The 24,980-nt window shown below is 61.4% G+C and carries 22 protein-coding genes; 9 read left to right on the top strand and 13 right to left on the bottom strand.

Annotation, left to right across the window (positions count from 1 at the left end; translation table 11 throughout):
* Positions 1–92: 92 nt before the first annotated feature.
* Both BJD99_RS19885 and BJD99_RS19880 read right to left on the bottom strand, forming a co-directional pair.
* Positions 93–1,565, bottom strand: a complete 1,473-nt coding sequence (locus BJD99_RS19885; protein ID WP_179142445.1) for an NlpC/P60 family protein — start codon at positions 1,563–1,565, stop codon at positions 93–95.
* A gap of 476 nt (positions 1,566–2,041) precedes the next feature.
* Entirely contained in the window at positions 2,042–2,632 is a 591-nt protein-coding gene (locus BJD99_RS19880; protein ID WP_179142427.1) for a DUF6676 family protein, read from the bottom strand.
* Between the two features lie 350 nt (positions 2,633–2,982).
* Between BJD99_RS19880 and acnA the strand changes: the two genes are divergently transcribed.
* Together acnA and BJD99_RS19870 are read left to right on the top strand one after the other, a co-directional pair.
* Positions 2,983–5,793: an aconitate hydratase AcnA gene (gene acnA, locus BJD99_RS19875; RefSeq protein ID WP_084348851.1), complete on the top strand. Its 2,811-nt coding sequence runs from the start codon at positions 2,983–2,985 to the stop codon at positions 5,791–5,793.
* A 157-nt stretch (positions 5,794–5,950) separates the two neighbouring features.
* Positions 5,951–6,523: a TetR/AcrR family transcriptional regulator gene (locus tag BJD99_RS19870; RefSeq protein ID WP_084349004.1), complete on the top strand. Its 573-nt coding sequence runs from the start codon at positions 5,951–5,953 to the stop codon at positions 6,521–6,523.
* 12 nt (positions 6,524–6,535) lie between these two features.
* Here the strand turns inward: BJD99_RS19870 and BJD99_RS21365 are convergent, their stop codons facing one another.
* Positions 6,536–6,796: a helix-turn-helix domain-containing protein gene (locus BJD99_RS21365; RefSeq protein WP_084348850.1), complete on the bottom strand. Its 261-nt coding sequence runs from the start codon at positions 6,794–6,796 to the stop codon at positions 6,536–6,538.
* Positions 6,797–6,889: 93 nt separating this feature from the next.
* Positions 6,890–8,521 carry an ABC-F family ATP-binding cassette domain-containing protein gene (locus tag BJD99_RS19860; RefSeq protein ID WP_084348849.1) on the bottom strand — a complete coding sequence of 544 codons (1,632 nt, stop codon included), beginning with the start codon at positions 8,519–8,521 and terminating at the stop codon, positions 6,890–6,892.
* A 207-nt stretch (positions 8,522–8,728) separates the two neighbouring features.
* Between BJD99_RS19860 and BJD99_RS19855 the strand changes: the two genes are divergently transcribed.
* From BJD99_RS19855 to BJD99_RS19845, 3 genes are read left to right on the top strand one after another with little or no spacing between them, the layout of a single operon-like run.
* The gene (locus BJD99_RS19855) at positions 8,729–9,520 is read left to right on the top strand and encodes an SDR family oxidoreductase (protein WP_084348848.1); all 792 of its coding nucleotides are present in this window, start codon (positions 8,729–8,731) and stop codon (positions 9,518–9,520) included.
* Positions 9,517–10,683 carry a lycopene cyclase family protein gene (locus BJD99_RS19850; protein ID WP_256895932.1) on the top strand — a complete coding sequence of 389 codons (1,167 nt, stop codon included), beginning with the start codon at positions 9,517–9,519 and terminating at the stop codon, positions 10,681–10,683. The genes BJD99_RS19855 and BJD99_RS19850 overlap by 4 nt, the downstream gene beginning before the upstream one ends.
* Positions 10,684–10,728: 45 nt before the next feature.
* A complete protein-coding gene (locus BJD99_RS19845; RefSeq protein WP_084349002.1) occupies positions 10,729–11,703 on the top strand; it encodes a Ku protein in 975 nt (324 codons plus the stop codon).
* Positions 11,704–11,828: 125 nt separating this feature from the next.
* Here BJD99_RS19845 and BJD99_RS19840 read toward each other — a convergent pair whose 3' ends face one another.
* The 7 genes from BJD99_RS19840 to BJD99_RS19810 all read right to left on the bottom strand — a co-directional run bounded on the left by BJD99_RS19840 (position 11,829) and on the right by BJD99_RS19810 (position 18,300).
* Positions 11,829–12,143 (bottom strand): metal-sulfur cluster assembly factor, encoded by a 315-nt coding sequence (locus tag BJD99_RS19840; RefSeq protein ID WP_256895966.1) that lies wholly within the window; start codon positions 12,141–12,143, stop codon positions 11,829–11,831.
* A gap of 122 nt (positions 12,144–12,265) precedes the next feature.
* Complete coding sequence (sufU, locus tag BJD99_RS19835; RefSeq protein ID WP_084349001.1) at positions 12,266–12,742, bottom strand: Fe-S cluster assembly sulfur transfer protein SufU; 477 nt, start codon at positions 12,740–12,742, stop codon at positions 12,266–12,268.
* Position 12,743: 1 nt separating this feature from the next.
* Positions 12,744–14,018: a cysteine desulfurase gene (locus BJD99_RS19830; protein ID WP_084348846.1), complete on the bottom strand. Its 1,275-nt coding sequence runs from the start codon at positions 14,016–14,018 to the stop codon at positions 12,744–12,746.
* A 2-nt stretch (positions 14,019–14,020) separates the two neighbouring features.
* The gene (sufC, locus tag BJD99_RS19825; protein ID WP_084348845.1) at positions 14,021–14,797 is read right to left on the bottom strand and encodes a Fe-S cluster assembly ATPase SufC; all 777 of its coding nucleotides are present in this window, start codon (positions 14,795–14,797) and stop codon (positions 14,021–14,023) included.
* Between the two features lie 42 nt (positions 14,798–14,839).
* A complete protein-coding gene (gene sufD / locus BJD99_RS19820; RefSeq protein WP_084348844.1) occupies positions 14,840–16,063 on the bottom strand; it encodes a Fe-S cluster assembly protein SufD in 1,224 nt (407 codons plus the stop codon).
* Positions 16,064–17,527, bottom strand: a complete 1,464-nt coding sequence (gene sufB, locus BJD99_RS19815) for a Fe-S cluster assembly protein SufB (RefSeq protein WP_084348843.1) — start codon at positions 17,525–17,527, stop codon at positions 16,064–16,066. It abuts the gene before it with no gap.
* Entirely contained in the window at positions 17,524–18,300 is a 777-nt protein-coding gene (locus BJD99_RS19810) for a metalloregulator ArsR/SmtB family transcription factor (RefSeq protein WP_256895963.1), read from the bottom strand. The genes sufB and BJD99_RS19810 overlap by 4 nt, the downstream gene beginning before the upstream one ends.
* A gap of 282 nt (positions 18,301–18,582) precedes the next feature.
* Here BJD99_RS19810 and mptB point away from each other — a divergent pair, with 282 nt between their 5' ends.
* From mptB to BJD99_RS19790, 4 genes are all read left to right on the top strand, one after another.
* Positions 18,583–20,238: a polyprenol phosphomannose-dependent alpha 1,6 mannosyltransferase MptB gene (gene mptB, locus BJD99_RS19805; protein WP_256895962.1), complete on the top strand. Its 1,656-nt coding sequence runs from the start codon at positions 18,583–18,585 to the stop codon at positions 20,236–20,238.
* Positions 20,229–21,179, top strand: a complete 951-nt coding sequence (locus tag BJD99_RS19800) for an ABC transporter ATP-binding protein (protein ID WP_373270569.1) — start codon at positions 20,229–20,231, stop codon at positions 21,177–21,179. The genes mptB and BJD99_RS19800 overlap by 10 nt, the downstream gene beginning before the upstream one ends.
* Entirely contained in the window at positions 21,176–21,976 is an 801-nt protein-coding gene (locus tag BJD99_RS19795) for an ABC transporter permease (protein WP_084348840.1), read from the top strand. The genes BJD99_RS19800 and BJD99_RS19795 overlap by 4 nt, the downstream gene beginning before the upstream one ends.
* A gap of 79 nt (positions 21,977–22,055) precedes the next feature.
* The gene (locus BJD99_RS19790) at positions 22,056–23,054 is read left to right on the top strand and encodes a heme A synthase (protein ID WP_143542249.1); all 999 of its coding nucleotides are present in this window, start codon (positions 22,056–22,058) and stop codon (positions 23,052–23,054) included.
* A 96-nt stretch (positions 23,055–23,150) separates the two neighbouring features.
* Here the strand turns inward: BJD99_RS19790 and BJD99_RS19785 are convergent, their stop codons facing one another.
* Positions 23,151–23,546 carry a hypothetical protein gene (locus tag BJD99_RS19785; RefSeq protein WP_084348838.1) on the bottom strand — a complete coding sequence of 132 codons (396 nt, stop codon included), beginning with the start codon at positions 23,544–23,546 and terminating at the stop codon, positions 23,151–23,153.
* Positions 23,547–23,660: 114 nt separating this feature from the next.
* Positions 23,661–24,683 carry a heme o synthase gene (locus tag BJD99_RS19780; protein WP_084348837.1) on the bottom strand — a complete coding sequence of 341 codons (1,023 nt, stop codon included), beginning with the start codon at positions 24,681–24,683 and terminating at the stop codon, positions 23,661–23,663.
* Positions 24,684–24,980: the final 297 nt, after the last annotated feature.

Here is a 24,980-nt window from a genome sequence, read left to right as displayed (position 1 = left end):
AGACGATGACTGCTTGCGCCGTGGGGCCGCCCCCCAAGGCTACCGATGTCTCCTGTGGGGCGAGCCTACCGAGTGGCCCCCGAAGAATTCTGTCAGGACACCATACGTACTGCGTACGGCGTCATACCGTCGTATCGAACGGCCGAAACCTTCACGATGTCACCGGATTGAGGAGCTTCCAGCATCTTCCCGTCGCCCAGATACAACGCGACGTGCTGACTGGCATTCGGTCCATAGAAGATCATGTCCCCGCGCTTCATGTTGGAGGATGGGACCTGTTTGCCTGCCGTGTATTGGTAGCCCGTGTAGTGAGGCAGCGAGATGCCGAGTCCCCCGAACGCATAGATCATCAATCCGGAACAGTCGAAGCCGACCTTGTTGTAGTCGCCGTAGCTATCGGCCACTCCCCCGTCCCGGATACCTTTCGTCGGTCCGTTTTCGTCGCCGCCACCCCAGGAGTACGGGACGCCCAGCTGAGACATTCCGCGGTCTATGGCGAGTTCGACTGCTGCACTGCCGGTGAGCGACGGATTCGATTGACCTGAGCTTCGCGGCTTCTTCGGTGTCGTGGTTGTCGTGGTGCCCGTGCTGTCGGCAGAGTCGCCGCCGGTGGAGTCGCTACCTACCGAGTCCTGATCTTCGTCGATATCGGTGTGGGATCGTTGACCTGCTGCTGCGGCCGCTGCAGCCGCAGCAGCAGCCTGGTTCGCTGCAACCCTCGCAGCGGCTTGAACTGCCGCTTGCTTCGCTGCAGCCGCCGCGGCGGCAATGGCTGCATCCTCGGCTGCCTTCTGCGACTCCCAGGTCGAGTATGCGACGCGCTGATCGGCAAGTCCTGCCACGTTCGATCGTGCGGAATCGAGCTGACTCTGTGCGGAGTCGCGCTCGCTCTCGATCGCAGCCTTCTGTTCTGCCTGAGCTTGCAACGCGGCGCGGGCAGTCGCTATCGCTTCCTCGGCATCTGCTTTCTTGGACTCTGCTGTCGAGGCTGCGGCATCGGCTTGTTGTTTGGACTCGCGAGCCGCGGAGTCACGGTTGGCCTGTTCGGTCCTGGCTCGCTGAAGACCGTCGAGCACAGCGTTCTGACTGTTCGACAGAACCTTCAGCACCTGCGCACGGTCGAGAACGTCGTCCGGTCCACTCGATCCGAGGAACGAGGACACCGAGGCGACACCTGTGCCCTGGGTGTAACTCGACACGGCGAAGTTGTTGAACTTCTGCTGTGCCGCCTGGATTTGAACACCTGCATCGGTGAGAGCCTGCTGAGCAAAGACCACTAGTTGGGCAGCTACGTCAGCGGCGTCCCGAGCATTCTGAAGGTCGACGAGGGCCTTGTTGACATCCTCGCGTTTGATCGCCACATCGGCATCGAGTTGGGCGAGCTGTTGGTTTGCAGACGCGACTTGGTTGATCAACGAACCCACGGCACCGAGCTGTTGCTCTACCGCGGATCCCGCGGCGGCAATGTCGGAGTCGGATGGGTTGGGCGGCGGCGGCGGAACAGCGACGGCGGCGCCGGACGCCCCGCTTATCAACGCAACAACCATTCCGGCCCCGACGAACATTCTCGCCGTGTTGGAGAACGCGCAGCTGCGTGTCCCGCGGAATGCTCGTCGCCTCAAAGTTGTCTCCCTCTGGTCCGGCGCTCGCGACGTTCTGTCGATCGTCGACGCCGGAAGAGAGGACCCGGTACCCACATCGGGTGCCGGAAATCACGCTCACCGGGCAGGGAGGAAGCACGCAGCATCACCACAGGTGTAGACCACGTCGGTCCCACCCGAAGCAGGCGCCACCCGAGGCAACTCGGATAGACCTCTGCCTTCTGCGACACTCCTTCCCCAGCAGTGCCAATGGCACCGTACGACACTTTGCACACTAAAGAAACTCCAGTCACAAAGAACACATATGTAATTCGACCAGCGCAAATACCCTGAACTCGGTATATACGCGAAACAGTTTTTTCGACTTTTTCCCACAGACGACGAACGCCCCGACCAGAAGTCGGGGCGTTGGTTCCTGCGGTCTCCAGCAGAGTCGGTGTTCAGCGTTCGGTGGCGGACTCACCAGAACTGTTGCTCGGCTCGAACGCCGGCGTGAGCCGCTCCGTCTCGCGGGGCTCTGACATCGAGATACTCCGCGCTTTGTGGCGCCGGATCTTCGCAACTGCAGTTACTGCTGCCACCGCCGTCACGAGCACCAGGATCAGACCCGTGATCAAACCCCACGGAGTCTGAGGGCCGACCAGTGTGTCGACGAAGTTGTCGGCTCCGATGACGGGATTGCCCGTGTAGGTCCGATCTTGCCCAGCCTCAAGCGTCACTCGACTGACCGTGTCACTGAAGGACCCCACCTGACCTGGACTCAAGACGAGGATCGTGCCTCCGTCCTGGGTTCCGACCGCCGTCGCGAGATCACGCAACTGAGAATCGTGAACGGGATCCTTTTCCATGACCACGATCCCGAGATCGACTCCGTGCTCTTCGGCACGCTGGACTACGGCCTGCAGATCGCTCCGAAGTTCCGAAGGCGCACTGACACCGGACTCGGCGATGTCGGCCACGATCGAATCGATATCCAGACCGGGTGGGACTTCGGCGGCCAGTGGAACAAAAGCAAGAATTGGATCAGGCATCTCTCGTCCAGTCGCATTAGCGGAGTCGGTGGGTGGCGGTCGTTACCGAAGAGTACGAGCAGCCCGTTCGAACCCTACGTCACCGACCCCTATCGGGACCGCATTGGACACTCACCGCATGGCCCGAAGTGAGGTTGCCCTGCATTGCGAAGGTAGTGCCACTGCGTGAGGATTGTCGATGCAGGGCATGCCGACGCATCATCGGGCCTGCCCTCAGGGTTTCACAGGACAAGCGTACTGTTAGACTTACAACGAGGCGTTCGGCGCACCGCTCGGTCGCGTAGAAGGTCTCGCTTCAACCGTCGACACAGCCCCGTCGGCGGTGTGCCTCATAGACGAGTGGAGCTGAAGTGACCGCTAGTAATAATTCATTCGGTGCAAAGGGCACCCTCGAGGTCGGAAAGAACTCCTACGAGATCTTCCGTCTGTCGGCCTTGCCCGGTGCCGAAAAGCTGCCATATGCACTGAAAGTCCTCGCGGAGAACCTCCTTCGCACCGAGGACGGTGCCAACATCACCGCCGACCATATCCGTTCGATCGCTTCGTGGGATCCGTCCGCGGACCCGAGCATCGAAATCCAGTTCACCCCAGCTCGCGTCATCATGCAGGACTTCACCGGCGTGCCATGCATCGTCGACCTGGCCACCATGCGCGAAGCCGTGACCACACTGGGCGGCGACCCGAGCAAGGTCAACCCGCTCTCTCCTGCCGACATGGTCATCGACCACTCGGTGATCCTCGACGTGTTCGGCCGCGCCGACGCCCTCGAGCGCAACGTCGATCTCGAGTACGAGCGCAACGGCGAGCGCTACCAGTTCCTTCGCTGGGGACAGGGCGCATTCGACGACTTCAAGGTCGTCCCCCCAGGCATGGGCATCGTGCACCAGGTCAATATCGAATACCTGGCACCGACCGTCATGACCCGCAACGGACAGGCGTATCCCGATACTTGTGTCGGCACCGATTCACACACCACGATGGTCAACGGCTTGGGAGTGTTGGGTTGGGGCGTCGGCGGGATCGAAGCCGAGGCAGCAATGCTCGGCCAGCCCGTCTCGATGCTCATCCCCCGCGTAGTCGGCTTCAAGCTCTCCGGCGAGATTCAGCCCGGCGTAACCGCGACCGACGTCGTCCTCACCGCGACCGAAATGCTTCGTAAGCACGGCGTCGTCGGCAAGTTCGTGGAGTTCTACGGCAAGGGCGTCGCAGAGGTACCTCTGGCCAACCGAGCAACGCTGGGCAACATGAGCCCCGAGTTCGGGTCCACCGCGGCGATCTTCCCGATCGACGAGGAGACCATCAACTACCTGCGCCTGACCGGCCGCAGCGACGAGCAGCTGGCGCTCGTCGAGGCGTACGCCAAGGAACAGGGCATGTGGCACGACCCGGAGAACGAGCCCGTGTACTCCGAGTACATCGAGCTCGACCTCAACACCGTCGTTCCGTCCATTGCCGGACCCAAGCGCCCGCAGGACCGAATCCTGTTGTCGGAGTCCAAGCCTGCGTTCCGCAGGGACATCCACAACTACGTCGATGAGAGCCACGCCGCACACGAAGGTGACAGCAAGCTCGACGAGGCACTCAACGAGTCCTTCCCGGCGAGCGACCCCGCTTCCCTGTCCTTCACCGAGGACGCAGCCGTCGCCGTCCAGTCCGCCGCATACGGCTCCGACGGTCGCCCGAGCAAGCCGATCACCGTCAAGTCCGAAGAGGGCGCCGAGTTCGTACTCGACCATGGCGCGGTCGTCGTCGCAGGCATCACCTCTTGCACCAACACCTCGAACCCGTCGGTCATGCTCGGCGCTGCACTGCTCGCACGCAATGCCGTCGACAAGGGCTTGACCACCAAGCCGTGGGTCAAGACCAACATGGCGCCCGGCTCGCAGGTAGTCACCGACTACTACGAGAAGGCCGGTCTGTGGCCGTACCTCGAGAAGCTCGGCTACTACCTCGGTGGCTACGGATGCACTACCTGCATCGGCAACACCGGTCCTCTCGCAGAGCCGATCTCGAAAGCGATCAACGACAACGACCTTTCGGTCACTGCAGTGCTCTCCGGTAACCGAAACTTCGAAGGCCGGATCTCCCCCGACGTAAAGATGAACTACTTGGCGTCTCCGCCGCTCGTCATCGCATACGGCCTCGCCGGCACGATGGACTTCGACTTCGAGACCGATTCGCTCGGAGACGATCACGACGGCAAGCCTGTCTACTTGAAGGACATCTGGCCGTCCGCACAGGAGATCGACGACACGATCAAGTCGTCCATCAGCCAGGACATGTTCCGCAAGTCGTACAAGACGATCTTCGACGGAGACAGTCGCTGGCAGAACCTCTCGACCCCCGAGGGCGACACGTTCGCGTGGGACGAGAAGTCCACTTACGTGCGCAAGCCCCCGTACTTCGACGGTATGACGATGGATCCGGAGCCGGTAAAGGACATCAAGGGCGCTCGCGTCCTTGCACTGCTGGGAGATTCGGTCACCACCGACCACATCAGCCCGGCCGGCCCGATCAAGGCAGGAACGCCTGCTGCCCAGTACTTGGACTCGCATGGCGTCGAGCGCAAGGACTACAACTCGCTGGGTTCGCGCCGCGGCAACCATGAGGTCATGATTCGTGGAACGTTCGCGAACATCCGCCTGAAGAACCAGCTCCTCGACGACGTCTCGGGCGGTTACACCCGTGACTTCACCCTGGAAGATGGACCGCAGGCATTCATCTACGATGCTTCGCAGAATTACCAGGCTGCGGGCATTCCGCTCGTGGTCCTCGGTGGCAAGGAGTACGGAAGCGGCTCCTCACGTGACTGGGCGGCCAAGGGAACCAGCCTGCTCGGCGTGAAGGCTGTCATCACGGAGTCCTTCGAGCGTATTCACCGCTCCAACCTCATCGGGATGGGCGTTGTTCCGCTTCAGTTCCCGGTTGGCGAGAGCGCAGCATCGCTGAAGCTCGACGGTACCGAGACATTCGATATCGTCGGCGTCGAGAAGTTGAACGAGGGTGTCACACCCAAGACGATGGCTGTCACTGCGACGAAGACCGACGGCACGAAGGTCGAATTCGACGCAGTGGTGCGCATCGACACCCCAGGTGAGGCGGACTACTACCGCAACGGCGGCATCCTGCAGTACGTCCTGCGCAACATGATCCGAGGCTAAGCACTTCTTTACAGCTCAGCGCTGGTGAGTGAACTCGACCAGTGAGCACGCAGAACGCGCACGACCACTTCGAGAACGGTTCAGACTCGAACAGACAGTGGGCGTGCGCGTTCTGCGCTCGAGGCGGGACGACGTATCAGCCGATGAAGGAGGCAGTGTGCCGAAGGTCAGCGAGGACCATTTGGCGGCACGACGTAGCGAGATTCTCGACGGCGCACGACGTTGCTTCGGTGAATTCGGCTACGAGGGTGCGACGGTCCGCCGCCTCGAGGAGACGACTGGCCTGTCCAGAGGCGCGATCTTTCACCACTTCAAGGACAAGGACGGGTTGTTTCTCGCGCTCGCGCAGGAAGATGCTCGGCGAATGGCAGAAGTGGCCGCTCGTCAAGGCTTGGTCCAGGTCATGCGGGATATTCTCGAGCAACCCGATCGCTTCGAGTGGCTCGGTACTCGGCTGGAAATAGCAAGGCGCTTACGCACCGACCCAGAATTCAGGAAGAGCTGGGCGGAGAAGTCCTCGGAACTCACCGATGCAACCCTTGCCCGTCTGGAACGTCAGAAAACGGCGGGCAAACTGCGTGAGGACGTTCCGAAGGATGTCATGCACGACTATCTCGATCTCGTGCTCGACGGTCTTGTCGCTCGCATCGCCTCCGGTCAGGGAGGGCCCAACCTCTCGGCGGTACTGGACCTTGTCGAGGCATCGGTTCGCAGGCCCGACAGCGCTTAGCTTGATGTACAGCTAATCGGTGCTGTGTGACTTCTGCCGATTAGGGCCACCCCTCGAACGTAACGCGACACCCGATTCGGCCAGAATCTTGTGCACGAATCCATAGGATCTGCCGAGATCGTGAGCGAGACTACGAATGCTGGCCCCTGCGGAGTACTGCTTCTGCAGTGAGGCACGCAGCCTCTCTCGCGATTCGCCGGTGATTCGTGCACCTTTACCGATGGGCGGACCCTCGGATTCGGCGAATGACCCACGGGCCGGTAGTGGTGGCATGGCGTTCCTCCAGTCAGCGACACTTCACTCACCGAACACCCCCGCACAACCAGGGTAGAGGACGCCACACTCCGGCCACGAGAAAACCGCGTATCAGGCCAGCTGAATTAGTTCCAGGTAGTCCTGTGACCAGTGGTCCTCGTTGCCGTCGGGCAGCAGGATGACCCGCTCGGGTGACAGGGCTTCGGCCGCACCCGGATCGTGAGTGACCAGCACCACGGCTCCCTTGTAACTGCGGAGAGCATCGAGCACCTGTTCACGTGAAATCGGGTCGAGGTTGTTCGTCGGCTCGTCGAGAAGCAGGACGTTGGCAGCAGAGGACACAAGCCCGGCAAGTGCAAGTCTGGTCTTCTCACCGCCCGACAGCGTGCCTGCCGGCTGTTCCAGCTGCGGTCCGGTGAACATGAACGCCCCCAGCAACGAGCGCAACTCCTGCTCCCCCGTGTCCGGAGCCGCATGACGAATGTTTTCCCACACCGAAGCGCGATCGTCGAGTGTGTCGTGCTCCTGTGCGAAGTATCCGACGCGTAGCCCGTGGCCGGCGAGGATCTCACCTGCGTCGGACTTTTCGGTACCCGCCAGAATCCGGAGCAAGGTTGTCTTGCCCGCACCGTTGAGTCCGAGCACTACGACGCGGCTGCCGCGGTCGATGGCCAGATCGACTCCGGCGAAGATTTCCAGTGACCCGTACATCTTGGTGAGGTTCTTCGCCATGAGGGGGGTCTTGCCGCAGGGTGCAGGCTCAGGGAAGCGGATGTGCGCAACCTTGTCCGAAACTCGCTCGGCGTCGAGGTTAGCCATGAGCTTGTCAGCACGCTTTGCCATGTTCTGCGCGGCAACAGCTTTCGTTGCTTTCGCGCCCATCTTCGCGGCCTGCACGCGCAACGCGCCTGCCTTCTTCTCCGCGTTGGCACGCTCACGCCGCCTGCGCTGCTCGTCGGTTGCCCGAGCATCGATGTACTTCTTCCAGTTCATGTTGTAGACATCGGCTTCGCCGCGTACCGCATCGAGGAACCACACGCGGTTGACCACGTCGCTCAGAAGGTCGACATCGTGGCTGATCACGATCAGTCCGCCATCGTGGTTCTGCAGGAACCCCCGGAGCCAGGTGATGGAGTCGGCGTCGAGGTGGTTGGTGGGTTCGTCGAGTAGCAGAGTCGTGTCGGAACGTCCGCCGCTCCCGTCGGAGGCCGCGAACAGAATGCGCGCCAACTCCACGCGCCGCCGTTGGCCACCGGACAGCGTGCGCAGTGCTTGCGCGAGGATGCGATCGGCAAGTCCCAGGCTGTTGCAGATTCGCGCTGCTTCGCTCTCTGCTTCGTAGCCGCCCAGCGATGCGAATCGCTCCTCGAGCTCGCCGTACTTGCGGACCGCCTTGTCGAGAAGCGCCTCGTCGGCGACCTCGGCCATCAACGCCTGCTGCTTCTCCATCTGATGCAACAAAGTGTCGAGTCCACGCGCGGAGAGAACTCGATCCCTGGCAAGCACATCGAGGTCACCCTCTTTCGGATCCTGTGGCAAGTATCCGAGATCGCCCGTACGAACGACGGTGCCCGCGTAGGGCTCGCCCTCACCCGCAAGAATCCTCAGCGTCGTGGTCTTGCCGGCTCCGTTACGCCCGACCAACCCGATACGGTCTCCGCCCTGTACGCGAAGTGCTGGTCCTTGAGTCGACAGCAACGTGCGGACACCGGCACGAACTTCCAAGTCGGTGGCGGTAATCACGCGGGTGCTCCTAGCTATAGCGGGCGAAGTTCGGCGTCTGGCCGTTTTCACGAGCGGTCGAGTCGCAGGCGGTAGCGAACGATGACTCGTCGAAGGTGCGCTGGGCCTGGCCCTGAAACCACTCATGGCCCATGAACCTCTCATTTTAACCCCTTGGGGGCCGTGCTACCGACCGTCCGAGCAGTGACACCGGTAACGTCTTGACTCATGACCGCCGCAAACACAGCCCGAGAACAGGATCTGACAGGCAAGGTGGCCCTCGTCACCGGTGCCAGCCGAGGAATCGGCAAGGCAATCGCCGCCGAACTGCTTGCTCGAGGCGCACGAGTAACGATCACCGCTCGCAAACCTGAACCGCTGGCCGAAGCCGCCCACCAACTCGGCGAAGCCACAGGTAGTGGAATCGACAGGGTCCTTGCCATTGCAGGCAACGCCAGTGATGCCGACTCTCGTCGCGACTCGGTGGACAAGACGATCGAGGTATTCGGTTCGCTCGACATCCTGATCAACAACACCGGTATCAATCCTGTCTACGGTTCGCTGATGGACGCCGATCTCGACGGCGTCAGAAAAATCTTCGACACCAATGTCGTCGCCACCTTGGGGTACATCCAGGAGGCCTACCGAGCCTGGATGGGAGCGCACGGTGGCGCCGTAGTGAACGTCGCGAGCGTCGCTGGCCTGCGCTCGACGGGCGTGATCGCTGCGTACGGCGCGTCCAAAGCGGCCCTGATCCGCTTGACCGAAGAACTCGCGTGGCAGCTGGGACCATCGATCCGAGTCAACGCGGTTGCACCGGGGGTGGTGAAGACGAAGTTCGCCGAGGCGCTGGTGGCTGGTGGCGAGGAGCAAGCTGCCGCGGCATATCCGATGAAGCGGCTCGGATCTCCGGAAGACGTCGCAAGCCTCGTGGGATTTCTCGTGTCCGACGCGTCGTGCTGGATCACCGGCGAAACTGTCCGAGTGGATGGCGGATTGCTGGCCACCGGCGGACTGTGAACGATTCAACGCTGTCCGAGGACGTCGCGGCGGACCTCGTCGTGGTCGGGCTCGGCCCGGCGGGTCGAGCCCTCTCACATCGAGCGTCCGCCGCTGGGGTCGACGTCGTAGCCATCGATCCTCATCCGAAGAGGCGCTGGACCCCGACATATTCGGCCTGGTCGGACGAGCTTCCCCACTGGCTCCCCGCCGCAGCCGTCGCGTCGACCATTGCTCGGCCGGCGGCGTGGACGGTCCGACGTCACACGATCGATCGGACGTATTGCGTTCTCGACACCGCTGCGCTGCAACAGGTGCTCAGCGAAGGATCAGCTCGCGTGCTCCGGGGGACAGCACTATCGGTGACCAAGGACGCCGTTCGTCTCGCCGATGGAAGAACGGTCACCGGACGTACGATTGTCGACGCGCGCGGATCCGCCGGCGTGGTTGGTCTTGCCGAACAGACGGCATACGGCATCATCGTCGATCGCTCTGCGGGCGTAGCGCTTCTCGAGGACACCAATGCTTGGTTCATGGACTGGCGATACGACAACGGCACCTCGCCTGCGGAGGTACCGAGTTTTCTGTATGCGGTCCCGCTCGACGATGATCGAATCCTGCTCGAGGAGACCTGTCTCGTGGGGAGTCCGCCACTAGGTCTCGATGTTCTACGAGATCGCCTCGCGAAACGATTACACAACCGGGGCGCCCGACCCACGGGAACCGAGCCTATCGAACGCGTCCGGTTCCCGGTACAACCGCCGGTGCACCTGCGAGGTGAACGCGGCGCTGTGCGGTTCGGCGCGCGATCCAGTCTCATGCACCCGGCCACCGGATACAGCGTCGCAGCGTCACTCGCCGCGGCCGACACCGTTGTATCGACACTCCGCACCGGCAATTCCGTTCGCCCCCTTTCGGTTTGGGCGGTCCAACGTCTACGCAACCTCGGGCTACGGACTGCACTGAACCTCGAACCCGAGCTGATCCCCCACTTCTTCGCCAGTTTCTTCGAGCTTCCGGTCGCCCAGCAGACCGCTTACCTGTCCAACCGAGCGGATCCACTCGCAACGATGAACGCAATGATGCGAATGTTCCCGACGCTGCCACCACGAGCTCGCATGGCGATAGCGCGAACGGTAGTGAATCCGCGACGGGGAAACGGTCACTACATGTCGACTCGATAACGCAACTCTCGACACGACACCCTTGCCTCGTGAATCATGAACCGCATGCGTTCCATATGGAAGGGATCTATCGCCTTCGGGCTCGTCAATGTGCCGGTGAAGGTGTACTCGGCGACGGAGACACACGACATTCGGTTCCACCAAGTGCACGCGAAAGACGGAGGTCGGATCAAATATGATCGCGTCTGCTCCGAATGCGGCAAATCGGTGCAGTTTGCCGACATCGACAAGGCGTACGACTCACCCGACGGTGAACGCGTCATCCTGACGGACGAGGACTTCGACAAGCTTCCTTCCGCCGAAAAACACGAGATCCCGGTCCTGGAATTCGTCCCCACCGAACAAATCGATCCCATCCTGTACGACAAGAGCTATTTTCTCGAGCCCGACTCTTCGTCGCCGAAGGCATATGTGCTGTTGCGACAGACACTCCTGGATACAGAACGCACCGCGCTGGTGCATTTCACATTGCGGCAAAAGACCCGACTGGCCGCATTGCGGGTTCGCGACAACACTCTCGTCATCCAGACATTGCTGTGGCCGGACGAGGTGCGGGCCGCGGAGTTCCCCTCGCTGGACGACGCACCCGATGCACGACCGCAGGAAGTCAAGATGGCTACCTCGCTGGTGGAGAGTATGTCGGCAGATTTCGATCCCACGGAATACACTGACGATTATCAAATCGAACTACGCAAGCTGATCGACGATACGATCGAAAACGGCGGCGAGAAAGTCGTCCGTGTCGACGACGAGACCTCCAGCGATGGCGAAGACGCCGAGGTTGTCGATTTGGTCGCTGCACTCCAACGCAGCGTGGAAGCCGCGGGCAAGAACGCCAAGACCGCACACTCGTCGTCCAATACCAAGTCGGCCACAAGCAAGGATGCCTCGGAGAAGGATGCGTCGGAGACGAAAACTTCGCAGAAGAAGACGACTGCAAAGAAAGCACCCGCTAAAAAGGCTGCGCCGGCAAAGCGCGCTGCTGCCGACAAATCGACGCCGGCTCGAAAAGGCGCATAAGCGACCCGCATCAACCAGAACCCTGCAGCTTCGTCGAGCTAAGACGCATTCGAGCACTGCACGGTTCACCAGAACGTCAAGGAAATACCGAACGAACTGGTGAACCTACGCGTCGCTAGGCGAGGTCACACGGTAAACCCGAGGGCCCTGAGCTGCTCACGTCCGTCGTCGGTGATTTTGTCCGGCCCCCAAGGCGGCATCCACACCCAATTGATCTTCAGGTCGGCGCACAGACCACTTCGCACAAGCGCGCCACGCGCCTGATCTTCGATGACGTCTGTCAGGGGGCACGCAGCCGAAGTCAACGTCATGTCGACCGTGACGATGTCGTCGGCGTCGATGTTGATGTCGTACACCAGACCGAGGTCGACGACGTTGATCCCCAGCTCGGGGTCGACCACATCACGCATTGCCTCTTCGAGGTCTTCGAGAACCTTCATCTCATCCGGGGTAAGCGATGCAGGCACTGCCGTTGGCGACGACTCGGCCACGGCCGATCCTGCCAAGTCGGTCTCCGGGGTGGCAGTGCCACCGTTCTGCGAATCGGTTGTCTGTGTCTGGGTCATACTTGTCCTCCGGATCGTGCGGGTACTGCGGGAGTCTCTTCTACTATTCGAACAACCGCATCCTTGAAAGCCATCCATCCGAGCAGCGCACACTTGACGCGGGCCGGATATTTGGACACTCCGACGAACGCGATTCCATCACCGATGACATCCTCGTCGCCATCCACGGTACCCCTGCTGCCGACCATTTCACTGAAGGCATCCACGACTCTCAACGCATGCTCGACAGGTAGTCCGATGACCTGATCCGTCAGGACCGAAGTCGCAGCCTGACTGATCGAACAGCCCTGACCGTCGTAGGACACATCAGTAACGATGCCGCCATCATCGATGTTCACCCGCAACGTCACCTCGTCGCCGCAAGTTGGGTTCACGTGATGGACCTCGGCCCCGAACGGCTCGCGGAGACCGCGCCCGTGCGGATGTTTGTAGTGGTCGAGAATGACCTCTTGATACATCTGTTCCATACGCATATCAGGCAGCACCCTTGGTCCCGAAAAACTTCTGGGCGTGCTCGATCGCGGAACCGAGCGCTTGGACTTCGTCGAGCGTGTTGTACAGAGCAAACGAAGCCCTCGCAGTGGCTGCGACACCGAAACGACGGTGCAACGGCCACGCACAATGGTGCCCCACCCGAATAGCAACACCGTCGTCGTCGAGAATTTGACCGAGATCGTGTGCATGGACGCCGTCGACGACGAACGACACCGCTGACCCTCGATCGATGTTCTCGGTTGGTCCGATCACTCGAACACCCTCGATTCTCGCGAGCATGTCGAGTGTCGCGCCGACGAGTACGTGCTCGTGCGCCGCAATTGCGTCCATGCCGATGGACTCGAGATATGCGACCGCTGCGCCGAGGCCGACCACTTGAGAAGCCATCGGTACGCCCGCTTCGAAACGCTGAGGTGGCGGCGCGTATGTAGTCTTCTCCATCGTCACTGTCTCGATCATCGAACCGCCCGTCACGAAGGGCGGCATCGAATCGAGGAGTTCGGCTTTGCCGAACAACACGCCGACGCCCGACGGCGCCAGCATCTTGTGACCAGAGAACGCCGCGTAGTCGACATCGAGGGCATGGAAGTCCACGCTCATGTGAGGCACGGACTGGCATGCGTCGAGCACGACGAGCGCCCCGACCTCACGAGCACGTCGAACGAGCTCGGCGACAGGTGACACCGCGCCAGTCACATTCGACTGATGAGTGAACGCGACAACCTTGACTGCGTCGGTGAGCTGCAGAGAATCGAGATCGATCCGTCCCTCGTCGGTCACGCCGAACCAGCGCAGTGTGGCACCGGTTCGTCTGGCCAATTCCTGCCAGGGCACGAGGTTGGCATGGTGCTCGAGTTCCGTGATCACGATTTCGTCGCCAGGTCCGACGTGGCGATCGAATCGATCGTCACCGAGAACGTAGGTGACGAGATTGAGCGCCTCGGTGGCGTTCTTGGTGAACACGAGTTCATCGGCGTCCGCACCGACGAACGACGCGATGGCGGCGCGGGCGCCCTCGTACGCATCGGTCGCTTCTTCGGCGAGCTGATGTGCGCCGCGATGGACCGCGGCGTTGCACGTGAGCAGAAATTCACGTTCTGCGTCGAGAACCTGGACCGGGCGCTGAGAGGTCGCACCCGAGTCCAGGTACACCAACGGCTTACCGTCGCGAACCGTACGCGAGAGGATCGGAAAATCGGCACGGATCGAGCTGACATCCAATGCGCTGTTCGACAGAGCTGCTGGTGCAGCCATACTTACGCTCCTGTGGTCGCAGGCTGAGTGAAATCGGTGTAGCCGTCGGCCTCCAGCTCGTCTGCCAACTCTGCTCCACCGGACTTCACGATCTCGCCATCGACGAACACGTGAACGAAGTCGGGCTTGATGTAGCGAAGAATCCGCGTGTAGTGCGTGATCAGCAGAACGCCACCGTTCTCGCGTTCCTTGTACTTGTTGACACCCTCCGAAACGACTCGAAGCGCATCGACATCCAGGCCGGAGTCTGTCTCGTCGAGGATGGCGATCTTGGGCTTGAGCATTCCGAGCTGCAAGATCTCGTGGCGCTTCTTCTCACCACCGGAAAAGCCTTCGTTGACGTTCCGCTCGAGAAAAGCCGGATCGATTTCGAGTTCGGAGAGTGCAGTCTTGGCTTCCTTGACCCAGTGCCGGAGCTTCGGAGCCTCACCTCGGACCGCCGTCGCAGCAGTGCGGAGGAAGTTCGACATCGACACTCCGGGAACCTCGACCGGGTACTGCATCGCGAGGAACAGACCTGCGCGAGCCCGCTCGTCGACGGTCATGGCGAGCACGTCTTCGCCGTCGAGCGTGATGGTGCCCGAGGTCACTGCGTACTTCGGATGACCGGCGATGGCGTAGGACAACGTCGATTTGCCGGATCCGTTGGGGCCCATGATCGCGTGTGTCTCACCGGACTTCACGGTCAGGTTCACACCCTTGAGGATGTTGATGGGCTCTGCGGTGGTATCGGAGTTAGCGACGCTGACGTGCAGGTCGCGGATTTCGAGCGTGGACATGAAATTTTCCTTACGAATGTCGAGAAGTACGGGAGCCGTAATTTACGAGCCGACGAGGGCCAGTTCGGCCTCGATCGCGGCATCGAGTCGTTCACGAACCGCGGGGACCGGAATCTTGTCGATGACTTCGTGGAAGAAGCCGCGGACGACGAGTCGACGAGCCACTTCCTCGGAGATTCCTCTGGACCGGAGGTAGAAAAGCTGTTCGTCGTCGAACCTGCCGGTCGCACTTGCGTGGCCTGCGCCGACGATCTCGCCGGTCTCGATTTCGAGATTCGGCACCGAATCGGCGCGTGCGCCGTCTGTCAGAACCAAGTTCCGGTTCAATTCGAAAGTTTCGGTTCCCTCTGCTTCGGCGCGAATCAGAACGTCGCCGATCCATACCGTGTGTGCGTCGTGCGTGCCGACACCGACCTCACCCTGAAGAGCGCCCTTGTACATGACGTTCGACTTGCAACGCGGCGCTGAATGATCGACGAGCAGACGCTGCTCCAGATGCTGACCCGCATCGGCGAAGTAGACGCCGAGCAGGTTTGCATCGCCGCCGGGAGCGTCGTAATGCACGGTCGGGCTGATGCGAACCAGGTCGCCACCGAGACTGACGTTGAAGTGCCTCAGTGTCGCGTCGCGGCCGAGCCGAGCGTGGTGGGCTCCGACGTGCACTGCATCGGACTCCCATTCCTGGATCAGTACGACCGAGAGGTTGGCGCCGTCACCGATGACGAACTCGATATTCTCCGCATATGTGCCCGACCCGACCTGGTCGATCACCACCGTCGCCTTGGCGAACTTGTCGAGTCGAATCTGTAGGTGTCCGTATGAGACAGCGTCGATGCCAGGCCCGGTCACTGTGATCTGCACAGGCTCGGAGACCTCGTTCTCGGAGGCCACCGAGACGATCGTAGCCTCGGTGAATGCCGAGAATGCTTGCGCAGCAACGCGATCGGCGGGTACGCCGGCGACACCGATACGTGCATCGTCGCGGCCTACCGTCTCCACTGTCACACCCTCGGGTGCCTGTACGAGAACATCGGCCCCGGCGGTAGCCACGGCGGAACCGTCGTGCAGTCCCTTGAGTCGACGAATCGGCGTGAATCTCCACAGCTCGTCACGGCTGGAGGGGACCTCGAAAGCGTTCACATCGTACGAGGTGAACTGGGCACCCTTGTTCGCGACGATGACCGACTTGTCCTCGGCCGCTGAATTCTCCGACGCTACGGCGCCCTGAACTCCGGTGAGCGACTCTTCTGTATTCGGATTAGTCACTTATCCGACCGACCCTTCCATCTGAAGCTCGATGAGCCGGTTCAGCTCGAGGGCATATTCCATGGGAAGCTCACGCGCGATCGGTTCTACGAACCCGCGTACCACCATCGCCATGGCTTCGTCCTCGGTGAGGCCTCGGCTCATCAGGTAGAACAGTTGGTCGTCACTGACCTTCGAGACTGTTGCCTCATGGCCCATGGACACGTCGTCTTCGCGGATGTCGACGTACGGATATGTATCCGAGCGCGAAATATTGTCGACGAGAAGTGCATCGCACTTGACGGTCGAGCGGGAACCGTAGGCTCCCTTGTTGATCTTGACCAATCCTCGGTACGAAGTCCGTCCACCACCGCGAGCGACGGACTTGCTCACGATATTCGACGACGTGTGCGGCGCGAGGTGCAGCATCTTCGAGCCGGTGTCCTGGTGCTGGTCGGGACCGGCGAACGCCACGGACAGGACCTCACCCTTGGCGTACTCCCCCGTCATCCAGACAGCGGGATACTTCATGGTGACCTTGGAGCCGATGTTGCCGTCGACCCACTCCATCGTGGCGCCTGCTTCTGCCTTGGCGCGCTTGGTCACCAGGTTGTAGACATTGTTGGACCAGTTCTGGATAGTCGTGTAACGGCAGCGACCACCCTTCTTCACGATGATCTCCACGACGGCCGAGTGCAACGAATCCGACTTGTAGATGGGCGCAGTGCAGCCCTCGACGTAGTGCACGTAGGCGCCTTCGTCGACGATGATCAGAGTGCGCTCGAACTGCCCCATGTTCTCGGTATTGATCCGGAAGTAGGCCTGCAGTGGGATGTCCACATGGACGCCCGGCGGGATGTAGATGAAGGATCCACCCGACCAGACCGCGGCGTTCAGCGCAGAGAACTTGTTGTCCCCTGCCGGGATGACCGTGCCGAAGTACTCGCGGAAGAGCTCAGGCTGTTCCTTGAGCGCGGTGTCGGTGTCGAGGAAGAGCACGCCTTGCGCTTCCAGGTCCTCGCGGATCGAGTGATAGACGACCTCGGACTCGTACTGCGCGGCAACGCCGGAGACGAGGCGCTGCTTCTCGGCCTCCGGGATACCCAGCTTGTCGTAGGTATTCTTGATGTCCTCGGGAAGATCTTCCCAGGTCGCAGCCTGCTTCTCGCTGGAACGAACGAAGTACTTGATGTTGTCGAAGTGGATACCTTCGAGGTCCGCACCCCAGTTGGGCATGGGCTTACGGTCGAATGTCTTCAGTGCCTTCAGCCGCGACTCCAGCATCCACTCGGGCTCGCTCTTCTTCGCCGAGATGTCACGCACCACCAACTCGGACAGTCCACGCTTGGCGCTGGCTCCGGCGACGTCGGAGTCCGACCAACCGAAACCGTAGGTGCCCAGCGACGCAATCGTCTCGTCCTGAGTAAGAGGAGCAACGGGGGTCAGCGGCGCAACGGGTGTCACCTGGTCTGGTGTGACGGTCATGCGAGCTCCTTCCGGGGGCTTGTGCGATCTCCGGTACTGGGCTGAGCACCGGAAGTTATGGATGAGGTGGGGTGGGGCATCGAATTCGACTTCTTCGAAATCTCGGGGCGGTTGCGACCGGTCAACGGAACATGCGTAGTGCAGGCGCAGTCGCCGTTCGCGATGGTCGCCAGACGTTGCACGTGAGTTCCGAGAAGATCGGAGAAGGCTTGACGCTCGGCGTCGCACAGCTCAGGAAACTCGGAGGCCACATGCGAGACGGGGCAGTGGTGTTGACAGATCTGCACGCCGTTGCCTACTTGACGGGTCGTCGCGGCAAATCCAGCAGCTGTGAACGCGTCGGCGATTCGGCCCGCTGCTTCTTCCACGTCTACAGGGCGACTCCCCACCGCCGGCTCGACGTCGGCCACGATGGCTTCGACTCGCTGGCGTGCGAAGGTCTCGATCGCGCGGTCCCCGCCGATCTTGCGCAACTGACGCATTGCTGCGCCTGCAAGATCGTCGTAGGTGTGTCCGAGTCTGCCGCGACCGACTGCCGTCAACTGAAAATACTTGGCCGGTCTTCCACGGCCTCGTTGGGCGACCACGGCAGAGGACGTTATTCGCGCCTCACCGTTGTCGATGAGTGCTTCGAGATGCCGTCTTACCCCAGCAGCGCTGAGGCCCAGACGGGTACCGATATCGGAGGCGGTGATCGGGCCCTCTTCGAGAAGTAGGGTGACAACAGCTCCCCGCGTCTGGCCTTCGTGACCGACAACAGCTGAACCCGTCACCGTGGAGGTGGTGCCGCGACGTGCGCGTTCTCCCCCATGCGTCGTACTCGCTGATGATTTCACAACACCAGTGTGACGGAATTAGCCAGGATGGTCCACCAAGGGTGCCCTACTTCACCAAAGGCCTTACCAGGGAATACTCGCGCGGTCTTCATCTGCTGCCGAATCTCCGCCGGATGCACTGCGATCAACGGGCTGTGCAGAGTCACAGTTACGCTGCCATTCGTGTCGACGACCCCAGCCGAGAAGCAAACCGCCGAAAAATCCGGCGTGCAACTTCGCATCGTCGACCCTCTTCGCAAACTGGTCGGCCTCGATACCGATCGGCCGGCATCGACCGTCGCTGCGTTACACGGCGACGAAGCCGAGGCGCCCGGTCTGAACAAGACCGAGACGGCACAGCTCCGCGGAGTCCGGCGATTCGGCGCAGTGGGTTCGATATTGATGGCGATCGGTGCACTCGGGGCAGGCGCCCAACCTGTTCTGCAGAACCCGGTCGTCGGTGTTCGCATTCTGAGTCTTCCCTCTCGCATGGCCACCTCCGCGCTGACCATCACCATGACGGGCACCGTCATGGTGGTCCTCGCCTGGCTCCTGCTCGGGCGATTCGCAGTCGGGCGTCTACGCGATGGAACTGTTCCGAGAAGACTGAGCAGATCACAGTTGGACCGCACGCTGCTGCTGTGGATCTTGCCACTGTGTGTGGCACCACCGATGTTCAGCAAAGACGTCTACTCCTACTTGGCACAAAGCGAGATCACCGCGCGGGGACTCGACCCCTACGAGATCGGGCCGGCAGGGGCCCTCGGCGTAGACAACGTCCTGACCCGGACCGTGCCGAACATCTGGCGTGAAACCCCGGCGCCATACGGTCCGCTGTTCTTGTGGATGGGTCGCGGCATCACGTGGTTGACCGGCGAGAACATCGTTGCCGGGATCTTCCTGCATCGACTTCTCGCGCTCGCTGGTGTTGCGATGATCGTGTGGGCACTCCCCCGGTTGGCGCGTCGATGCGGCGTCGCGGCGGTCAGTGCATTGTGGCTCGGAGCTGCCAACCCACTCCTGCTCTTCCACCTGGTCGCGGGCATTCACAACGAAGCGCTGATGATCGGTCTCATGCTCGCCGGGGTGGAGATCGCACTACGTGCAATCGAGCCCAGTTGTCCGATTCGCGGATCGTCCTTACTTCTACTGCTCTCCGGTTCTGCCTTGATTGCACTGTCGTCGACCGTGAAGATTCCGTCCTTGCTCGCGCTCGGTTTCGTCGGGATGGCATTGGCCCGAAGGTGGGGCGGGACAATCCGAGCGGTACTGAGTGCGGCCGCAGTCCTCGGGCTTGTCACCGTCGCGGTGCATGTCGGAGTCAGCCTGGGTAGCGGCCTGGGCTTCGGCTGGATCAACACACTCGACACCGCCAGCGTTGTGAGGAGTTGGATGTCGATTCCCACGATCCTGGGAATTGGGACCGGATTCGTCGGTGTATTGCTCGGACTCGGCGACCACACCACTGCGGTGCTCGGCCTCACTAGACCGATTGCAGCGGCCGTTGCCGCATTCGTTGCCCTTCGTATGCTCGTAGCCGTACTGAAGGGCCGGTTGCATCCGGTGGGCGCACTCGGTGTCGCACTCGGCGCTCTCGTTCTGCTGTTCCCCGTCGTCCAGCCGTGGTACCTGTTGTGGGCCGTGATACCCCTGGCCGCATGGGCGACCCGGCCGGCGTTCCGCGTTCCGGCAATTGTGTTTTCTTCCATTGTCAGCGTCATCTTGATGCCCAACGGCAGCGAGTATTTGCCGTTTCAAATCGTTCAGGCCGCCGTCATGACGATTCTGACCGTCGGTCTCATGTTCTTCGTCACCCGTAATCGACTTCCCTGGCGGTCGAACCTCGGACCGTCGGCAAACACCACTGCCGCCGGGGCATACGCTGGATCCTCGTGATCGTTAGCGCGTCGAATTCGACGCATCCTGCCGTGCAGCTCACGGGTGTACGAAAGTCGTACGACGGTGTCGCCGCCGTCGACGGACTCGACATCACCGTCGAGAGGGGCCAAGTTCTGGCGCTTCTCGGCCCGAACGGAGCGGGAAAGACCACCACGGTCGAGATGTGTGAAGGATTCGTCTCACCGGAATCCGGGTCCGTTCGGGTCCTCGGCCTCGATCCCATCGCACAATCAGCGCAGCTCAGACCACGTATCGGGGTCATGCTGCAGGGTGGCGGTGCGTATCCGGGCTCGAAAGCGGGCGAGATGCTCCGCCTGGTTGCGTCGTATTCCGCAAACCCGTTGGACCCTGACTGGCTTCTGGACTGTCTGGGACTCGACCACGCCGTGAAGACACCGTATCGACGCCTGTCCGGGGGGCAACAGCAACGGCTGGCCCTCGCTTGCGCCATCGTGGGCCGCCCCGAACTCGTATTTCTCGACGAACCGACGGCCGGACTCGACGCCCAGGCTCGACTACTCGTGTGGGAATTGATCGACGCACTACGTCGGGATGGAGTGAGCGTGCTGCTCACAACCCACCTGATGGACGAAGCAGAACAGCTCGCCGACGAACTGGTGATCATCGACCACGGCAAGATCGTCGCCTCGGGTACCGCTTCCGAGCTGACCAAACAGGGTGCAGAGGGGAGACTGCGATTCAGTGCGCCGGCCGGACTCGATCTGACCTCGCTCGCCGAGGTGCTACCGACCGAGTACAGCGCTCATGAGGAAGGACCAGGCTCTTATGTCGTGGTGGGCGTCATCGAACCCGGAATCCTCGTCATCGTCACCTCCTGGTGTGCTCGACAGGATGTGTTGGCCACCGAACTACAGGTGGACCAGCGCCGTTTGGAAGACGTCTTTCTGGAGCTGACCGGAAAAGAGTTGAGAAGATGACGATCCACGGTAACGACCGTCGTCCGGACAACCGATTCGACGTCGGACTGTTCAATCCGAATCCGACCCCCAATACTGCCGTTGCGATGCTCACTGCGCAGTCGGTTCTCGAGCTCAAACTGTTGCTACGCAATGGCGAGCAGTTGCTCCTGACGATGTTCATCCCGATCACCCTTTTGGTCGGGCTCACATTGCTGCCGCTGGGGGCGATGGGCGACCATCCGGTAGATCAGGTCGTCCCGGCCGTGATGATGGTGGCGATCATGTCCACCGCCTTCACCGGTCAGGCAATTGCCGTCGGCTTCGACCGCCGCTACGGCGCACTCAAACGTCTCGGTGCAACGGCACTCCCCCGGTGGGGAATCATCGGCGGTAAGAGCATCGCAGTGGTGATGGTGGTGATCCTGCAGACCGTCGTACTCGGCTCGATCGCGGTGGCGCTGGGTTGGCGTCCCGACATAGTCGGACTGGCGCTCGGAGCGGTGGTAATCGCACTAGGCACGGTTACATTCGCCACCATGGGGCTGCTGCTCGGAGGCACGCTACGAGCCGAAATCGTACTGGCTTTGGCAAATATCTTGTGGTTCATCATGCTGGGAATCGGCAGCCTCGTTGTTCTCTCCGACGACATGCCGACGGTATTGCACACCATCGCGCGATTGGTCCCGTCCGGCGCGCTGGCAGAGGCTTTGGGACAGGCAGTCGACGGATCATGGGATTGGTTCGGCGTTGCGGTACTCGCCGCGTGGGCCACAGTCTGCGCTTGGCTCTCGGTTCGCACCTTCAAGTTCACGTGAGGTGTAAACCCGGCGTGTGCCAGGCCTACAGCATGGGGTCAACGACGCTCTGTAGTTGACAGCCGTTTACGATCACATAGTGCTGTATCGAGCGTTTCTCCGCGTCGTGGACCTGCTACCTGTGCCTACCCTGCGGGTGCAGAAAATCGTGGCATTCATCGTCATTCTGACTCAGGGCGGAATTGCCGTCACCGGAGCCATCGTGCGGGTGACGGCCTCGGGACTCGGTTGCCCGACGTGGCCGCAGTGCTTCCCAGGCAGTTTCACGCCGGTCGGCGTCTCGGAAGTTCCAGTTCTGCACCAGGCAGTCGAGTTCGGCAACCGGTTGTTGACCTTCGCCGTGGTGTTTGTTGCAGCGTTGATAGTTCTCGCGGTCACACGTGCCCGTCGGCGTCGGGAAGTAATTCTTTTCGCCTGGCTCATGCCACTCGGAACCGTCGTACAAGCAGTGGTCGGCGGGTTCACGGTGCTGACAGGACTGCTGTGGTGGACGGTCGCCGTACACCTCGTCTTGTCCATGATCATGGTCTGGCTCGCAACGCTGCTGTACTTCAAAGTCGCCGACCCCGATCCTGCCGGACCTTCTGTCCCCACTGTCCCCGAACCGCTGCGATTGCTGACAGGCTTGTCTGCAATCGTGTTGGGAGGCGTTCTGGTGGCCGGGACGATGGTGACCGGTGCGGGCCCGCACGCGGGCGACAAAAGCATCGATGAACCTGTGCCGCGTCTCGGTGTCGAGATCGTGACCCTTGTGCATCTGCACGCTCAGCTGCTCGTGGGGTACTTGGCCCTTCTGGTTGGGCTGGGTTTCGCACTCTATGCGGTGAAAGCCCCGCTGAAGATCAAATTCCGGTTGAAGATACTGGTCGGCATAGTTGTGGCGCAGGCTTTGGTGGGAGTCGTCCAGTACTTCACAGACGTGCCTGCCGTCCTGGTTGCAATCCACGTGGCAGGTGCAGGCGCGTGCACTGCGGCTACTGCCGCGGTCTGGGCGGCCTGTCGTAGCCGCAGTTCCCTCGATGACGTGTCGGCCGACAAGCTACCCGCCGCCCAGGCAGCAGCCACTACCAACGGATAGAAGAGGAGAGGTAGTCGGACTCCCCCTCAGACGACCGACTACCTCTCCTGCTTTCTTTGACGCACCCGATCGGTGAACGGTTCCGTCTGCTTCGAACTATTTTTCCATCGACGCGTTTCTGGCCTTCGGAAAGCGTGTCTGACGTGCGACCCACCCGGCCATTTTCCGGTAATGACCAGGTGCAGGGTTGACCGAACTGACGAGTTCGCGGTCCCACTCCGACTCGGTCAGATTGCCGGCGGCCTCGACCAATGCACGCGCGACCGCCGGGCTCTCTACAACCTGGTCGCCCAATATCCCGTCCGCGCCGACCATCGTCACACGTGTGCCTGCCCGTCCGACCGGCTGAATGACGACTTTGCCCGAACCACCGTGTTCGCCGACGAAGGATCGGACGGCCGACAACGCACCAGCAGGGACATCGATTGTCGGACCGGACTTGTTCTCGGAGGTCGAATCCTCGACGGGCGAGTTCTTTTCATCGGTTGCCATGGTTCGACAATACCGCTGGGTAACAGACATAGAGCAGACAGGTCGGCACCGGGCGCCACCCACGCATGTCGACAATCGAACCCGGGCGTCAGTACGAACACACGGGATTCGAACTCAGGACAACAGTTGAGCGAGCGTGTCCCAGCCGACGACGGAGTCCACTGCCAGGCCACAGAAAACCAGTGCCAGATATTCGTTCGAGAGGATGAAGAGCTTCATCGGCTTGACCGGAGTTCCCGCGCGGACTCCTGCGTAGAGACGATGAGCCACGGTGAGGAACCAAGCGCCGGCCGCCACGGCGATCACGGCATAGATGACGCCGGATCCGGGAGTGAGTGCCAACGTCGCAGCAACAGTGGCCCACGCGTACAAGACGATGTGCTTGGTCACCTTCTGCTCGGATGCCACCGCCGGTAACATCGGAACGTTCGCAGCCTGGTAGTCCTCCTTGTAACGAAGCATCAGAGCCCAGGTGTGTGGAGGGGTCCACAGGAAGATGACGAGGAACATCACCACGGCCTGCCAGCCGATCGTGCCGGTGACAGCCGACCAGCCGATCATGACGGGCATGCAACCAGCGGCACCGCCCCACACCACGTTCTGTGATGTCCGGCGTTTGAGGACCAGGGTGTAGACGAAGATGTAGAAACAGATCGTGACGACGGCAAGGATGCCGCTGAGCAAATTTGTGGTCGCCCACAACCAGAAGAACGAAATGACGCCGAGACTCACGCCGAACACGAAGGCGTGCGATACGGGCATCGCCCCGCGAGCAAGAGGCCTCTTGGCAGTGCGGGCCATGATCTTGTCGATGTCGGCATCAGCGACCATGTTCAAACTGTTCGCACTGGCTGCCGCGAGCATTCCGCCGAACAGAGTGCTCAGGATCAGCATGGGCTGAACGTGACCACGGTCGGCAAGCAACATCGCCGGAATCGTCGTAACCAACAACAATTCGATCACTCGAGGCTTGGTCAGGGCGACATACGCCATGAACAATGCCAAAGCCCGACGGGGGGCCGAAGTGGGACGACTCGGATCGGCTTCGCTTCCAGCGTCGGTACCGAGGTCATTGCCCTCTGGATTGCTGGGACCGCTTGCGAATCCGTGGCCGCCGGACTGCTGCCCAATTCGCACTACGTCTCCTTGCACAGGCTCGAACACACATGAACATGCGTACGCGCGGTGATCACGGTCGGCGATTACCTACGTACTACTACAGGCGATGGTAGACGCCGAGCATCGCGGCTCCAATTCGCAGGCCCCCAAAGTGAGAAACATATCCCCTGCCGGGCAACTACGTCAGGCCCGGGCAGCGAGTGCAGCGGAGCCCGACGGGGGGAAGACACGACAATGAGGTGCCGCGGAACTAGGCTGGTGGTCGGCGGCAATTCGATCGAACCAAGATCGAACGCACGTCGGCCTCAATTATAC

The organism is Rhodococcus sp. 1163, assembly GCF_002091985.1.
GTDB lineage: Bacteria > Actinomycetota > Actinomycetes > Mycobacteriales > Mycobacteriaceae > Rhodococcoides.
This window is presented reverse-complemented; position numbering and strand designations above follow the sequence as displayed.

What these genes read in the sequence shown, in the direction of transcription:
- BJD99_RS19885 (WP_179142445.1), bottom strand. Translation starts at nt 1,565, where the DNA reads ATGTTCGTCGGGGCCGGAATGGTTGTTGCGTTGATAAGCGGGGCGTCC.
- BJD99_RS19880 (WP_179142427.1), bottom strand. Translation starts at nt 2,632, where the DNA reads ATGCCTGATCCAATTCTTGCTTTTGTTCCACTGGCCGCCGAAGTCCCA.
- BJD99_RS21365 (WP_084348850.1), bottom strand. Translation starts at nt 6,796, where the DNA reads ATGCCACCACTACCGGCCCGTGGGTCATTCGCCGAATCCGAGGGTCCG.
- BJD99_RS19855 (WP_084348848.1), top strand. Translation starts at nt 8,729, where the DNA reads ATGACCGCCGCAAACACAGCCCGAGAACAGGATCTGACAGGCAAGGTG.
- BJD99_RS19845 (WP_084349002.1), top strand. Translation starts at nt 10,729, where the DNA reads ATGCGTTCCATATGGAAGGGATCTATCGCCTTCGGGCTCGTCAATGTG.
- BJD99_RS19840 (WP_256895966.1), bottom strand. Translation starts at nt 12,143, where the DNA reads ATGAAGGTTCTCGAAGACCTCGAAGAGGCAATGCGTGATGTGGTCGAC.
- sufU (WP_084349001.1), bottom strand. Translation starts at nt 12,742, where the DNA reads ATGCGTATGGAACAGATGTATCAAGAGGTCATTCTCGACCACTACAAA.
- BJD99_RS19830 (WP_084348846.1), bottom strand. Translation starts at nt 14,018, where the DNA reads ATGGCTGCACCAGCAGCTCTGTCGAACAGCGCATTGGATGTCAGCTCG.
- sufC (WP_084348845.1), bottom strand. Translation starts at nt 14,797, where the DNA reads ATGTCCACGCTCGAAATCCGCGACCTGCACGTCAGCGTCGCTAACTCC.
- sufB (WP_084348843.1), bottom strand. Translation starts at nt 17,527, where the DNA reads ATGACCGTCACACCAGACCAGGTGACACCCGTTGCGCCGCTGACCCCC.
- BJD99_RS19795 (WP_084348840.1), top strand. Translation starts at nt 21,176, where the DNA reads ATGACGATCCACGGTAACGACCGTCGTCCGGACAACCGATTCGACGTC.
- BJD99_RS19785 (WP_084348838.1), bottom strand. Translation starts at nt 23,546, where the DNA reads ATGGCAACCGATGAAAAGAACTCGCCCGTCGAGGATTCGACCTCCGAG.